12 protein-coding genes and 1 pseudogene are annotated in these 14,262 nt (G+C 64.4%); 11 read left to right on the forward strand and 2 right to left on the reverse strand.

Annotated features, from left to right (window positions below; translation table 11 throughout):
- The first annotated feature begins 45 nt into the window (after positions 1–45).
- From BLU17_RS23300 to BLU17_RS23320, 5 genes are all read left to right on the forward strand, one after another.
- A complete protein-coding gene (locus tag BLU17_RS23300) occupies positions 46–1,677 on the forward strand; it encodes a thiamine pyrophosphate-binding protein (protein ID WP_092001938.1) in 1,632 nt (543 codons plus the stop codon).
- A 55-nt stretch (positions 1,678–1,732) separates the two neighbouring features.
- Positions 1,733–1,975, forward strand: a complete 243-nt coding sequence (locus tag BLU17_RS23305) for a DUF3311 domain-containing protein (protein WP_092001941.1) — start codon at positions 1,733–1,735, stop codon at positions 1,973–1,975.
- Positions 1,972–3,528 carry a monocarboxylate uptake permease MctP gene (gene mctP / locus BLU17_RS23310; protein WP_245746987.1) on the forward strand — a complete coding sequence of 519 codons (1,557 nt, stop codon included), beginning with the start codon at positions 1,972–1,974 and terminating at the stop codon, positions 3,526–3,528. Before BLU17_RS23305 ends, mctP begins: the two co-directional genes overlap by 4 nt.
- Positions 3,525–5,027: an aldehyde dehydrogenase gene (locus tag BLU17_RS23315; protein ID WP_092001944.1), complete on the forward strand. Its 1,503-nt coding sequence runs from the start codon at positions 3,525–3,527 to the stop codon at positions 5,025–5,027. Before mctP ends, BLU17_RS23315 begins: the two co-directional genes overlap by 4 nt.
- Before the next feature lie 146 nt (positions 5,028–5,173).
- On the forward strand, positions 5,174–6,412 hold the full coding sequence (locus tag BLU17_RS23320; RefSeq protein ID WP_092001948.1) for a porin: 1,239 nt from the start codon (positions 5,174–5,176) through the stop codon (positions 6,410–6,412).
- A gap of 79 nt (positions 6,413–6,491) precedes the next feature.
- Here the strand turns inward: BLU17_RS23320 and BLU17_RS23325 are convergent, their stop codons facing one another.
- On the reverse strand, positions 6,492–7,334 hold the full coding sequence (locus BLU17_RS23325) for an HpcH/HpaI aldolase/citrate lyase family protein (protein ID WP_092001996.1): 843 nt from the start codon (positions 7,332–7,334) through the stop codon (positions 6,492–6,494).
- Between the two features lie 37 nt (positions 7,335–7,371).
- A complete protein-coding gene (locus tag BLU17_RS23330; protein ID WP_092001951.1) occupies positions 7,372–8,778 on the reverse strand; it encodes an MFS transporter in 1,407 nt (468 codons plus the stop codon).
- Between the two features lie 236 nt (positions 8,779–9,014).
- Between BLU17_RS23330 and BLU17_RS23335 the strand changes: the two genes are divergently transcribed.
- The 6 genes and pseudogenes from BLU17_RS23335 to BLU17_RS23360 form a co-directional block, all read left to right on the forward strand.
- Positions 9,015–10,178 (forward strand): acyl-CoA dehydrogenase family protein, encoded by a 1,164-nt coding sequence (locus BLU17_RS23335; RefSeq protein ID WP_092001954.1) that lies wholly within the window; start codon positions 9,015–9,017, stop codon positions 10,176–10,178.
- Complete coding sequence (locus BLU17_RS23340) at positions 10,175–11,341, forward strand: CaiB/BaiF CoA transferase family protein (protein WP_092001998.1); 1,167 nt, start codon at positions 10,175–10,177, stop codon at positions 11,339–11,341. Before BLU17_RS23335 ends, BLU17_RS23340 begins: the two co-directional genes overlap by 4 nt.
- On the forward strand, positions 11,338–12,471 hold the full coding sequence (locus BLU17_RS23345; protein WP_092001956.1) for a CaiB/BaiF CoA transferase family protein: 1,134 nt from the start codon (positions 11,338–11,340) through the stop codon (positions 12,469–12,471). Before BLU17_RS23340 ends, BLU17_RS23345 begins: the two co-directional genes overlap by 4 nt.
- Before the next feature lie 23 nt (positions 12,472–12,494).
- The gene (locus BLU17_RS23350) at positions 12,495–12,995 is read left to right on the forward strand and encodes a MaoC family dehydratase (protein ID WP_092001959.1); all 501 of its coding nucleotides are present in this window, start codon (positions 12,495–12,497) and stop codon (positions 12,993–12,995) included.
- 56 nt (positions 12,996–13,051) lie between these two features.
- Positions 13,052–13,801 carry an electron transfer flavoprotein subunit beta/FixA family protein gene (locus BLU17_RS23355; protein ID WP_092001962.1) on the forward strand — a complete coding sequence of 250 codons (750 nt, stop codon included), beginning with the start codon at positions 13,052–13,054 and terminating at the stop codon, positions 13,799–13,801.
- A 24-nt stretch (positions 13,802–13,825) separates the two neighbouring features.
- Positions 13,826–14,262, forward strand: a pseudogene (locus tag BLU17_RS23360) (electron transfer flavoprotein subunit alpha/FixB family protein); the annotation flags it as partial.

Here is a 14,262-nt window from a genome sequence, read left to right on the forward strand (position 1 = left end):
GGGCGCCCGTGTCGGGCGCTCGTCACTTCGCAAGACTTCGATTCAATGAAATCGCCAAAGAACATCGCACAACTTATCGCCGACGCGGGCAAGCGTCATGGCGTCCGCCGCATTTACGGCGTGCCCGGAGGCGGCAGCAGCCTCGACATCATCCAGGCGTTCGCCGCGCTCGACGTCCCGTTCGTGCTGGCCCATACGGAGGCCGCGGCCGGCATGATGGCGGCCGCCGAAGCCGAGGCGAGCGGTCGCCTCTCGATTGTCGTGACGACGCAGGGGCCGGGCACGGCAAGCGTCGCCAACGCCATCGCCCAGGCGAGCCTCGACCGCGCGCCGGTGCTGCTGATTACGGATGGCTGGACTAGCCGGCAGGCGCAAACGGATTCACACCAGGTATTCGATCAGCGCGCGCTGCTCAGCCCGCTCGTCAAGGCGCATTCGCGCCTCGAAGGCGACGGCGTCGAAGCAGAGATCGAGCGCCTCATTGCACTTGCCCATACCGAGCCGTGGGGACCGGTATACATCGAATTGACGGGCGAGAATGCGCGCAGGACACTCGATGCGTGCGCAACGACTGGCGATACGGCCGCGCCGCAAAAGGATGCCAATGCCGCGCCACGGCACGACGAAATCGCGGCGGCAACGGCGCTGATCGAGTCGGCGCGCCGCCCGGTCGTCATCGCTGGCCTCGAAACCCGGCTGCCCGAAGTCGCATCGAAGCTGCGCGCGTTCGTCGAGCGGCTCGATTGCCCGCTTTTCACGACCTATAAAGCGAAAGGTGTCGTGCCCGACGATGCCGCCCATTCGGTCGGCCTGTTCACGGGCGGGGCGCTCGAGCGCGAATGCGTCGGAAGTGCCGACTTGATCGTGCTGTGCGGGCTGGACCCTGTCGAGCTGATCGGGCGGCCATGGGGATATGACGCGCCGGTGCTGGATATCGGGCCCGTCGAGCATCGGCCGCATTACGTCGTGCCGCGCGCCACGGTGCGTTCGCCGATTGCCTCCGCGCTCGACGCACTAGCGGACGCGGGGCGCGCGCCTGGCTGGGAGCCGGGCGAGATCGCGCGACACAAGGCGCGCATGCGCGCGCGCCTTGCCTACGCCGGGCATGGCTCGGGACTCACGCCGGAGCAGGTCGTGACCCGCGCGTACGCGAGCGCAGAAGATCTCGACGCGCGCGTGACCGTGGACGCGGGCGCGCACATGTTCTCCGCGATGGCGTTCTGGCGCGCGCGGCGCGGCGCGGACGTGCTCATATCGAACGGCCTGGCGTCGATGGCGTTTGCACTGCCGGCCGGCATCGCGGCGAGTCTCGCATCGCCCGGCCGGCAGGTCATCGCCTTCACGGGCGACGGCGGCTTGCTGATGTGCATTGGCGAACTGGCCACAGCGGCCAGGGTGGGCGCAAAACTCTGCATCGTGGTATTCAACGATTCGACACTCTCGCTCATCCAGATCAAGCAGCAAGGGCGCGGGATGACGCGCGACGGCGTCGACTGGCCGCGCCAGAATTTTGCCGCGATCGCGCGCGGCTTCGGTTTGCCGGCCTGGTCCGTCTCGACGCCCGAGGCGTATGAGGCCGCGCTCGAGCGCGCGTGGGAAGCGCGAGGGCCCGTGCTCATCGACGCGCAGGTCGATCCGGGCGGCTATCTGGAGCAGTCGAAGGCGCTGCGCGGCTGAACGACTCGAACGCAGGCATACGGTCAATAACAAACAGGAACAAACAGGAGACTTCATGAATCGCACATCCGCTGCCGGAAGGTCCAGGGCCGGCTGGTACTGGGCCTTCCTCGTCCCGCTCGCGCTGGTCGTTGGCGTGCCGCTCTACAACCGCGTGGAGCCCCGTCTGTGGGGCATCCCGTTCTTCTACTGGTCGCAACTGTTATTCGTGATTGTCGGGGCGCTGGTGACGGGGCTTGTCTATTGCCTCACGCCCAACTGCGGCTCGACGATGCCGCAAGACGGAGAAACGCCATGAACGTCGTCGCCACCTCGGTGTTCGTTGCGCTTTTCCTGTTCGTGACAGTGGTTGGATTCATGGCCGCGCGATGGCGGCGCGGCAACCTCGACGAGTTGCACGAATGGGGACTGGGCGGCCGCCAGTTCGGCACCGTCGTGACCTGGTTCTTGCTGGGCGGCGACCTGTTCACCGCGTTCACCGTTGTCGCCATTCCGGCGCTTGCGTTCGGCACCGGCGCAATGGGCATGTTCGCCATTCCGTTCTGCATCGTGCTGTTCCCGTTCATCTTCATCATATTCCCGCGGCTCTGGAACATCGCGAAACAGCACGGCTACGTGACCGTGGCGGACTTCGTGCACGCGCGCTACGGCAGCAAGACGCTCGCGCTCGCCGTTGCCGTAACGGGGATCGTCGCGCTGATGCCTTATATCGCGCTCCAGCTGGTCGGTCTCGAAGTGGCGATCGGCGCGCTCGGTTTCGATACGACGGGTATTGCGGGCGATATTCCCCTGACCATCGCCTTCGCGCTGCTCGCCGCCTATACGTGGAAGTCCGGACTGCGCGCACCGGCGCTGATCGCGGTGGTGAAAGACATGCTGATCTACGTGACGGTCATCGCGGCCGCGATCATCATTCCGGGGCAGCTTGGCGGATTCGAGCACATCTTCGCGGCCGTGCCGCAGTCGAAGCTGTTGCTGCACTCGCCCACCGCGACAAGTCTCGATCAGTACAGCGTCTACGTTTCGCTCGCGATCGGCTCGGCAGTTTCGGCGGTGCTCTATCCTCACGCCGCCACGGCGCTGCTCTCGTCGAAATCCGGCAATACCGTGCGCCGGAACATGGCGCTGCTGCCGATGTACACGTTGCTGCTCGGCTTCATCACGCTGCTGGGCTACATGGCGATCGCGGCGGGCGTGCGCGACATGCCTGAGTTCGCGCGCTTTTTCACGGCGTATGGCGCGAACTTCGCGGTGCCCGCGCTGTTTCTGCACTTCTTCCCGTCGTGGCTGGCAGGGCTCGCGTTCGCAGCAATCGGCATCGGCGCGCTGGTGCCTGCGGCCATCATGTCGATCGCGGCCGCGAATCTCTATACGCGCAACGTGCATCGTGCGTTCGTCAATCCGCATATGACGGGCGCAGACGAAACACGCGTGTCGAAGCTCGTCGCCGTGGTCGTGAAGATCGGCGCGGTGGCGATCATTTTCGCGCTTCCCGTGCACTACGCCACCGACTTTCAGTTGCTCGGCGGAGTGTGGATCATCCAGACGCTCCCGGCCGTGCTCTTCGGTCTTTTCGGCCGCAAGTTCGATCACCGGGGACTGCTGGGCGGCCTCGTGCTGGGTCTTGCCAGCGGAACGTGGATGGTCGCGCAGATGCATTTCAAATCGTCGGTCTATCCGCTCCAGTTCGGTGGCTATACGGTTCCGCTTTACTCGGCCATCTGGGCGCTGATTCTGAACATTGCTGTGGCGTGGGTGGTTAGCGCGCGCTTGAGAATTCTCCGCCCGGCGGGATCGAGCGATGACGGCCAGCCGGGCAGCGGCACGAAGAAAACCATGGAGGGTGTATGAACAGTATCGATCCGCAGGCCGGTCGCCCGCGCTACGGCAACTACATTGGCGGCCGGCACGTCGCGGCGCGCGAAAGGGAAAGCTTCCTCTCGATCAATCCCACGACCGGGCGCGAGTGGGGCACGTTCGCCTTGTCGACGGCGGCAGATGTCGACGATGCCGTGCTCGCCGCGAGCGCCGCGCTCAAGGGACCGTGGGGGCGGCTTTCGGCAAGCGCGCGCGGGCGCCTGCTGATTGCGTGGGGCGAGAAGATCGCCGGGCACGCGCTGGCGATCGCCACGCTGGAGACAGAGCAAAACGGCAAGCTGCTCGCCGAAATGCAGGCACAAGCAAAGATCGTGAAGGACTGGCTGTTTTACTTCGGCGGCCTGGCCGACAAGGTGGAAGGCAGGGTCATTCCGCTGGAACGCCCGAGCGTGCTCAATTACACGCTGCGCGAACCGCTTGGCGTCGTGGGTGTGATCGTGCCGTGGAACTCTCCCACGCTCATCACGATCATGAGCATGGCGCCTGCGCTCGCAGCGGGCAACACGGTCGTGCTCAAGCCCTCGGAAGTCACGTCCGCGTCGGCGTTCGAGCTTGCGCGGCTTGCGGAAGAGGCCGGCATACCGGCCGGTGTGATCAACGTCGTGACGGGCGCGCGCGAATCGGGCGACGCCCTCGTCACGCACCCGGGCGTTGCCAAGATCATCTTCACCGGCAGCGAACCGGCTGGCCGCAGCATCGCCGCGAAAGCGGGCAGCCGGCTGGCGGGCTGCACGCTCGAGCTGGGTGGCAAGAGCGCGAATATCGTGTTCGAGGACGCGCGGCTCGATCAGGCCGAAGCCGGTGTGCTGGCGGGCATTTTTGCGGCGGCCGGTCAGACCTGCATCGCGGGTTCGCGCGCGTATGTGCATCGCTCGATCTATGAGCCGTTCGTCGAGCGGCTGGTCGCGCGCGCGCGGCAGATCCGGCTCGGCAATCCGCTCCTGGCCGACACGCAGATGGGCCCGGTGGCGACTTCGGCCCAGTTGAACAAGGACGTGACCATGGTCGGCCACGCGCAGGAGGATGGCGCCGAGCTGTTATGCGGCGGCAGGCGCGCGACCGTGCCCGGCTACGAAGACGGCCTTTTCTTCGAACCGACCATCTTCGGCGGCGCAACGCGCGCGAATCGCATCATGAACGAGGAAGTGTTCGGTCCGGTGCTTTGCGTGACGCCGTTCGACGACGACGAGGAAGTCCTCGCCGAAGCGAACGGCACGCGCTTCGGCCTTGCTGCGGGCATGTGGACGTGCAATCTCCAGCGGGCCCACTCCTTCGCGAAGCGGCTTGAGGCAGGCACCGTGTGGATCAACATGTACCGCGCGCTGGCTTTCAACTCCCCGTTTGGCGGCTACAAGGCGAGCGGCGTGGGCCGTGTCAACGGGGCACAGGCGATCGAGCAATATCTGCAGACCAAGAGCGTGTGGTGCGAACTCGGCGACGAGGTGCAGGATCCGTTCGTGCTGCGCACCTGACGCCGTGCGCGGGACGCGCCTCGCGCGAGGCGCGTCCCGTGTTGGCCATTGCAACGAGGACAGGCCAGGCCGCTGTCCGAGCGATCCGGAATGGAATCATTTCATTGAAATAAATAAGGATAACGAATTTACCAAAGGAGACTTAAATGAAGTTTGGAAGACTGACGATTGCCGCAGCCGTTAGCGCGCTGGCGGGCACGCCGTTCGCGTTCGCGCAAAGCAGTGTCACGCTCTATGGCGTGATCGACGCAGGCCTCAACTACACGAGCAACGCTCAGACCGGACGCACTGCCAACGGCTTGCAGGGCGCCAATCAGTACTCGCTTCAGGACGGCGCGACCGGCGGCATTCGCGGCAGCCGCTGGGGCCTCAGGGGAACCGAAGATCTGGGCGGTGGCCTGAAGGCGATTCTCGTGCTCGAAAACGGCTTTGCGATCGGCAATGGAACACTGGCGCAAGGCGGGGCCGAATTCGGACGGCAGGCGTATGTCGGACTGCAGAATCCCTACGGTACGGTGACGCTCGGGCGGCAGTACGACTCGGTCGTCGACTATACGCAGCTTTTCCAGTCCGGCGCGATCTGGGCCGGCTACCTCGGAGCGCATGCAGGCGACGTGGATAACACCCTGAACACACGCCGCATCAATAACGCCGTCAAGTTTGCCAGCGCCGAATATCACGGACTGCGTTTCGGCGGTCTCTACAGCTTCGGCGGTGTGCCCGGCTCAGTGGGCCGCGATCAGGTGTGGTCGCTCGGCGCGTCGTATTACGCCGGGCCCTTTGGCCTGGGAGTGGGCTATCTCAACGCGCGCAACCCGAACCTTTCCTTCTACGGCACGAACCCCAATGCGGGCACGACCGCTGCCAGCAATAACCTTGGCAGCCTCGGTTCTGCGACTTCGCCGCAGTCGAACCCGATCTACGCAGGCTATGCATCGGCCTCGACGACGCAGATCGTCAGCGCCGCCGGCTCGTATCAACTGGGCAGCGCGACGTTCGGGGTGAACTACTCCAATGTGCAGTTCCGCGGTCTTGGGTCGAACTCCGGGCCGAATCCGCTGGGCTATTCGGGCAATGCGTCGTTCGACAATGTCGAGGCGAATTTCAAGTATCAGATCAGCCCGGCGTGGCTTGGCGGGCTCGCTTACGTGTATACGCACGCGGGCGGCGCGGACAACCGCGGCGTGGCGCTCTATCACCAGGTTCAGGCGGGCACCGACTACTTCCTCTCGAAGCGCACCGATACCTATCTGATCGTCGTGTACCAGCACGCGAGCGGAACCGATTCGTTCGGTCAGCCGGCGGTGACCTATATCACCGGGCAAACCCCTTCGGCGAGCAATCACCAGATCGCTGTGCGCGTTGGCATTACCCATCGCTTCTAGTCTGGAGCGCTGTGTGAACGGCGGCCGGTTCTCCGGCCGCCTTCTCCCATTTCTGGAGTCACGTCGAATGCTGAGCCGCTCAGCGAGCGGCCGCAAGAATGAGCCGGGCGCGCTGGATCACGGGCGCGTCGATCATCTTGCCGTCGAGCACCGTTGCCGATCCCGAACTGGCGTCGGCGGCATCGATCACGCGTTGCGCCCAGACGCGCTCCTCCATGGCGGGCGCAAAACCGCGATGCGTCGGCGCGATCTGGCGCGGGTGGATACACAGGCGCCCGCCAAAGCCGAAGCGCCGCGCGCGCCTTGCGGCGGCTTCGATGGCCTCGGCGTCGTCGATGGTGGTGGTCACGCCATCCACAGCACTGCCGATGCCGGCCACACGCGAAGCGAAGGTCATGAGCGAACGGAAGTACGACAGCTCTTCGCCGTCCCCGCCGATACCGGTGTCTACCTGAAAGTCGACGGTGCCGAACGCGAGCCGCTCGACGCCGGGCGCCGAGGCGATTTCGTGTATCGCCGCAAAGGCCGCGGCCGATTCGAGCAGCGGCACGAGGTGCAGGCCCGCGCGAGCGCGCGCCTGTACCGCTCCGAGCGCCGAGGTATCGGCAGCCTTGGGCAGCATGATGCCGCGCACCTCGGGATGGGCGGCGAAGGCGCCGACGTCGTCGGCGAACCACGCCGTTTCGGCGCCATTGATTCGCACGTAGACGGCGCGACGTCCTCCGGCTGCGCCAGTGTCGAGCCATGTCGCGACGGCGTCGCGTGCGCGTGTTTTGTCTTGCGACGCGACGGCGTCTTCGAGATCGACGATGACGGCGTCCGCGCCCGCAGCCAGTGCCTTGTCGAAGCGATCCGGGCGGTCGCCCGGTACGAAGAGCCAGGAGCGGGGTTCGTCGTGTGTGTCGGAAGGTGAATTGGACATGGCAATGGAATGAAAAGTGAACGATGACAGGAAAGGGCTAAGACTCTTGCCCATGGCTGCCGCTTACGAGAGCGGAGAGACTCTGGTTCGAAGCATCGGCATCCTCCTCGGGTGCAAGCGTTTCGAGCGAGAAACCGCGTGTTTCGATGCCGAACACGGCCACCACGAGGATCTGCACGACGAGGAGCCCCAGCATGGCGGCGACCACGCCCGGGAGCTGATAGCGGCCATACAGCCAGACGACGAGCCACGGCGTGAGCACGGTCATCAGGCGGCCCAGCGTGTTGCAGAACCCGGAGCCGCGCATGCGCAGATCGGTGGGGAAAAGCTCGGGAACGTAAAGGGCCCACGCGAAGGCCACCATCGCGTAGATCGTGGTCACGAGCGCAAAGCCGATAACGGCGAGCAGAGCGGGCGCCGAAACGTTCGGATAGAGCGCCCCGAGCACGATAGCCAGTGCAGAAAAGATCACGTTGCCGGGCTTTCGGCCGACGCGGTCGCCCGACAGCATGCCGATAACGCCGCCGACCGGGCCGCCAAGCGACATGAGCGTGGCGAAGCCGAGCGAGCTCACGATGCTCATGCCGCTTTTGGCCATGAACGAGGGGATCCACGCAATGAAGCCGTAGATCACGGTATTGAGCACGATGAGGATGACGCTCGCCACGAGCGTGCGGCGGATCAACGCCCGCGAGAAAAGCGCCGTGAACGGCCGCTGACGCCTGGGTTGCCTGAGCTGAGGCGAAACGGGCGGCAGCGATTGCACGTTCCCCGCTTCCGCTTCGATCGCGGCGAGTACCCGCTCCGCTTCGTCGTTGCGGCCGTGCGCTTCGAGCCAGCGCGGCGATTCCGGCATCTTCTTGCGCAGATACCAGACGACGAGGGCGCCGGTACCGACGATTACGAACATCCATCGCCAGCCGTAGCGCGGAATGATGAGGTAGCCGAGCAGGGCGGAAACGAACAGCGAGAGATTGGTCAGCGCGGACAGCGCCGAGCCCCAGCGGCCGCGCTGCGCCGGCGGCACGAATTCGCTCACGGTGACGTAGCCGACGACAATCTCGGCGCCAAGGCCGATCCCCATGAAAAAGCGCGCGGAGACGAGCCATGTCATGTTCGGCGCGCAGGCGCCCGCGAGCGAGGCCACGCCGAACAGCAGCAGGTTGGCCTGATACGAAAAGCGCCGTCCATAGCGGTCGCCGAGCACACCGGCGAGCCACGCACCCAGCACCATGCCGGCGAAAGTGAGCGAGACGAATTGCGCGTTATGCGCGAGATCGGACCAGCCGCTCTTGAGCAGCGCGCTGAGCACGGCTGCGCCCAGATAAATCTCGAAGCCGTCGAGGAACATGCCCCCGGCGACGAGACCCACGATGCGCCAATGAAATCGCGATACCGGCAGCCGGTCGAGGCGCGCGCCGGCGTTGGGGCTTGTTGTTTGCATAACGTCTCCTTTGCGTCGCCGCATCGCGCGCGACGCCCACCGTGATTGAGCGTATACATGTACGGACAAGATGAGAGCAGCGCTATGCCGGTAAACACCAGGTATCGCCATATTCAGATGGGAATGCAACGAAATCTACGAGCCCATGGTTGACATCGTGAGATCTCACGAATAGAGTTGTCCGTACATGTTGTCGCGGAAGTCAGTCGATTAAATTTTTAATGGAGGAGCAAGGGATGAACGACCGGACCATCGAGTCTGCGGAGCAGGCGCAATTGCTGGACGCCATCGATCGTTGGCTCAAGCGGGAAGTCGAGCCGGTGGCGATGCGTCATGACCATGAGGACAGCTATCCGATCAGGATCGTCGAGCAGATGAAGGAGCTGGGGCTTTTCGGGGCCACCGTGAGCCAGGAGTACGGCGGGCTCGGGCTGCCCGCCACGACGTATGCGCAGATCATCATGCTGATTTCGTCGGTGTGGATGGCGATCACGGGCATCGTCAACTCGCATCTGATGCTCGCGCTCGCCATAGAAAAGTTTGGCACCGACGCGCAAAAGGCTCAGTGGCTGCCGAAACTCGCGAGCGGCGAGATCCGCGGCGGTCTTGCGCTGACCGAGCCGGATGCGGGCACCGATCTCCAGGGCATTCGCATGACTGCGCGCCGCGAGGGCGACCATTACGTCATCAACGGCACGAAGACGTGGATCACCAACGGCGTGGAGGGTTCGTGCTTCGCGTTGCTCGTGAAGACCGACCCGAATGCGCAGCCGCGCCACAAGGGCATGAGCCTCTTCATCGCGCCCAAGGCCGAAGGGTTCACCGTCGGACGCAAGCTCGAAAAGCTCGGCTACAAGTCGATCGACTCGGCTGAACTCGTGTTCGACAACTACCGCGTGCCGGCCAACTGCCTGATTGGCGGGGAGGAGGGGCAGGGCTTCTATCAGGCAACCGGCGGGCTCGAACTGGGCCGCATCAACGTGGCCGCGCGCGGCGTGGGCATTGCGGAAGGGGCGCTTGCGCTCGCGACCCAGTATGCGCAGCTCCGCAAGACCTTCGGCAAGCCTATTGCGGAACACCAGGCCATACAGCTGAAACTCGGCGAGATGGCCACGCGCGCCCGTGCCGCGCGGCTTCTCGTGCTCGACGCGGCGGAGGCGTTCGACCGCGGTGAGCGTTGCGACATGCAGGCGGGCATGGCGAAGTATTTCGCTTCGGAAGCGGCACTGGAGAACAGCACGGAGTCGCTGCGCATTCACGGCGCGTATGGGTATTCGAAGGAATATGCCATCGAACGGCTTTACCGCGACGCGCCGCTCACCTGCATCGGCGAGGGCACCAACGAAATGCAGCGCATCATCATTGCGAAGCAATGGATCAAGAGGAATGCGATCGCATGAAACCGCTCAACGGAATCCGCATCGTCTCGGTCGAGCAGTTCGGCGCGGCCCCCTATGGCTCGATGTTTCTGGCCGATCTTGGCGCGGAGGTCATCAAGATCGAGAACGCCTCGATCGGCGGCGACCCCGCGCGGCGTACCGGCCCGCACTTCCTCGGCGATGCGGACAGCCAGTATTTCCAGACCTGGAATGCGAACAAGCGCAGCCTGGCAATCGACCTGCGCACCGATGAGGGGAAAGCGACGCTGCGCAAGCTCGCGGAATCGTCGGACGCGCTCGTCAACAACCTGCGCGGCGATCTGCCCATGAAGATGGGGCTCGACTACGCCGGGCTGCGCGAGGTCAATCCGGCTATTGTTTGCCTGCATATCTCCGCTTACGGTCGCGACAACGAGCGCGCCTCATGGCCGGGGTACGACTATCTGATGCAGGCGGAGTCGGGTCTGATGGATTTGACGGGCGAGCCCGATGGTCCACCGTCGCGCCTCGGCGCGCCTTCGATCATCGACCACATGACTGGCATTACCGGCGCGTTGGGATTGCTCGCGGCGATTCTCGGCGCGCGTTCGAGCGGCAAGGGGTGCGACGTCGACACCTGCCTGTTCGACGTGGCGCTGCACCAGCTGGGTTACGCGGCCATCTGGAATCTGAACGAAGACCACAACGTGACGCGCCAGCCGCGCAGCGCACATTTCTCGCTGACGCCCGTGCAGACGTTCCCCACTGCGGACGGCTGGATCTTCATCATGTGCATGACCGACAAGTTCTGGCAAGCGCTGCTCGATGGCGTCGATGCGCAGGAACTGGGTGACGACCCGCGCTTTGCGGATGCCGCCGCGCGGCACGCGAACCGCCCGGCGCTGAGCGAGCGACTCGACGCGATTTTTCGCGGCGCGACGACGGCGCATTGGCTTGCGAAGCTGCAGGGGCGCTTGCCGATCGGGCCGGTGCTGAGCGTGGCAGAGGCGCTGCGCAACCCGCTGCTGACGCGTAACGACATGATCAGCCACGTGCCGCATCCCGCGCGCGCCGATTTCCGCATGCTGGCGAATCCACTGAAGATCGACGGTCGGCGTCTGACTCAACAGTGCTGTTCCGCGCTCGGCGAGGACAACGCCGCCATCCTGCAGGCGCTTTCGCAACAGGAGGAGGCATTGAAATGAAGCTCGCCGGTATTCGCGTACTCGATCTCTCCTCGTTTCTGCCCGGTCCGTACCTTACGCTGGCGCTCGCCGATCACGGCGCGGAAGTGATCAAGGTCGAGCAGCCAGGCGGCGGCGATCCGGGGCGCCAGATCGGCCCCATGGATGGCGAAACGACGGTGTTTTTTCGCAACCTGAACCGGGGGAAGAAAAGCGTCACGCTCGATCTGAAGGCCGAGGAAGGGCGGGAAGCATTGCTCTCGCTTTGCGAAACGGCGGATGTATTCGTCGAATCGTTTCGGCCGGGCGTGGTCAAGCGGCTTGGTGTGGATTACGAACATGTGCGCGCACGCAATCCGCGCATCGTTTATTGCTCGATCAGTGCCTTTGGACAGAGCGGGCCTTACGCCGCGCGCCCGGCGCACGATCTGGCGGTCGAAGCGCTCAGTGGCGTGCTCAGTATGACGCTCGGCGCACAGGACGAACCCGCGATGCCGGGGGTGCCGTTGGCCGATCTGCTTGCGGGACTGCAAGGCGTGGCGGGTGTGTTGATGGCGCTGCTCGCACGCGAAAGGACTGGCGAGGGCGACTATATCGACATCGGCATGCACGACGCGATGCTAGCGGGCTGCCTCAACATTCTCGGTCCCGCAATGGCACATGGCGAGCAGCCTGTTGCCAAGCACCAGCGCACCACGGGAGGCGCAGCGTTTTACCGGACCTACCGGACCGCCGATGGGCGTTATGTGTCGCTGGCGGGGCAGGAGCCGAAGTTCGTGGAGTCACTGCTCGGCTTTCTTGGGCGGCTCGATCTTCAGGCGTTGTGCGCGCGCGGCCCCGGGCCGCATCAACAGCCGGTAATCGACTTCCTCGCGCAAGCATTCCTCACCCGGACGGCGGCAGAGTGGGACGCGAGCCTTTCGACGCTCGACCTCTGCTACGCCGTTGTGAAGACGTTGCCGGAGGCACTCGAAGACGACAACGCAGTGGATCGCGAGATGGTGTTGACCGATGAGGCAGGGCGGCGTCACATCGCACCACCTGTCCGCTTTGCCAGGCAACCGGCCGCACCGAACCTCCGAGCGCCCGCGCTCGGGGAGCACAACGGCGCATTACTCGGCTCGGACGAGACGGCGCGCGTTTCGAAATAGCCAATTAATCAGGATTAGAAATTATGAGCGAAACAATGGAAAAGGGTGTACGCATTCGGGACGCGGGCGGCCGGTATTTCGAGGATTTCGAACCGGGGGACATCTATGAGCACCGCCCCGGCCGAACGATTACGGAAACCGACAACATCTGGTTCACGTTGCTGACGATGAACACCCACCCGCTGCATTTCGATAACGCCTACGCGGCGAAATCCGAGTTTGGGCAGGCGCTGGTGAACAGTTGCCTCACGCTGTCGATGGTGGTGGGCATGAGCGTGCGCGACGTCAGTCAGCATGCGATCGGCAATCTAGGCTGGGACAAGGTGATGCTGACTTCGCCGGTGTTCGTGGGAGACACGATTTACGCAGAATCGGAAGTGCTGTCGAAGCGCGAGTCGAAATCGCGTCCGACTCAGGGAATCGTTACGGTGAGAACGGTCGGCCTCAAGGCGGACGGCAAGGAATTTCTGCGTTTCGAGCGCACGGTGCTGGTCCCGAAGCGCGGTGCGGGAATCGTGGTGTGAGCGGACCGCCGGCGCGCAGGCGTGCCGGCTGATACATCCAGTGAAGGAGATTGAGTTTGAAAGTCGTCGTTGCGGTGAAGCGTGTGGTGGATGCGAATGTAAAAGTTGGCGTGAAGTCGGACGGCACGGGCGTCGACATCGCCAACGTGAAGATGTCGATGAACCCGTTCGACGAAATCGCCGTGGAAGAAGCGGTGCGGTTGAAGGAAGCCGGTGTCGCGACCGAAGTGATCGCGGTGTCCGCAGGGGTCGCCCAGGCGCAGGAAACGCTGCGTACGGCGCTCGCCATCGGCGCGGACCGCGCGATCCTCATCGAGTCCAGTGAAGACCTCCAGCCGCTCGCGGTCGCCAAGCTCCTGAAGGCGCTGGTCGACAGGGAGCAGCCTTCGCTGGTCATCCTCGGCAAGCAGGCCATCGACGACGATTCGAACCAGACCGGTCAGATGCTCGCCGCGCTGGCTGGCTTGCCGCAGGCCACCTTCGCTTCGAAGGTGGTTGTAGCTGACGGCAAGGCCACCGTGTCGCGCGAAGTGGATGGCGGTGCGGAAACGCTGTCGCTGACGCTCCCCGCAGTGGTCACGACGGACCTGCGCCTGAACGAGCCGCGCTACGTGACGCTGCCGAACATCATGAAGGCGAAGAAGAAGCCGCTCGAAACGATCAAGCCCGAGGACCTCGGCGTGGACGTGACGCCGCGTCTGAAGACACTGAAGGTTGCCGAGCCGCCCAGGCGCAGCGCGGGCGTGAAGGTGCCGGACGTGAAGACGCTGGTCGAGAAGCTGAAGACGGAAGCCAAGGTGCTGTAAGGGGAGCAAGACAAAATGACGAATCTGGTGAATCTGGTAATAGTCGAACACGACAATCAGTCGATCAAGGCCGCGACGCTGAACACGGTTGCGGCAGCACAGAAGATTGGCGGCGACGTGCACGTGCTGGTTGCGGGCCACAACGCACAGGGCGCAGCCGACGCGGCGGCGAAGATCGCGGGCGTGGCGAAGGTGCTGCTGGCCGACGCGCCGCAACTCGAAGCGGGTCTCGCGGAAAACGTCGAAGCGACGGTTCTCGCGATCGCGAAGAATTACTCGCACATCCTCGCGCCGGCGACGGCGGCGGGCAAGAACGTCGCGCCGCGCATCGCCGCGAAGCTCGACGTCGCGCAGATCTCGGACATCACGGCAGTCGATTCGCCCGACACGTTCGAGCGCCCGATCTACGCGGGCAACGCGATCGCGACGGTGCAATCGGCGGATGCGGTGAAGGTCATCAC

This window comes from Paraburkholderia lycopersici, assembly GCF_900096975.1.
Lineage (GTDB): Bacteria > Pseudomonadota > Gammaproteobacteria > Burkholderiales > Burkholderiaceae > Paraburkholderia > Paraburkholderia lycopersici.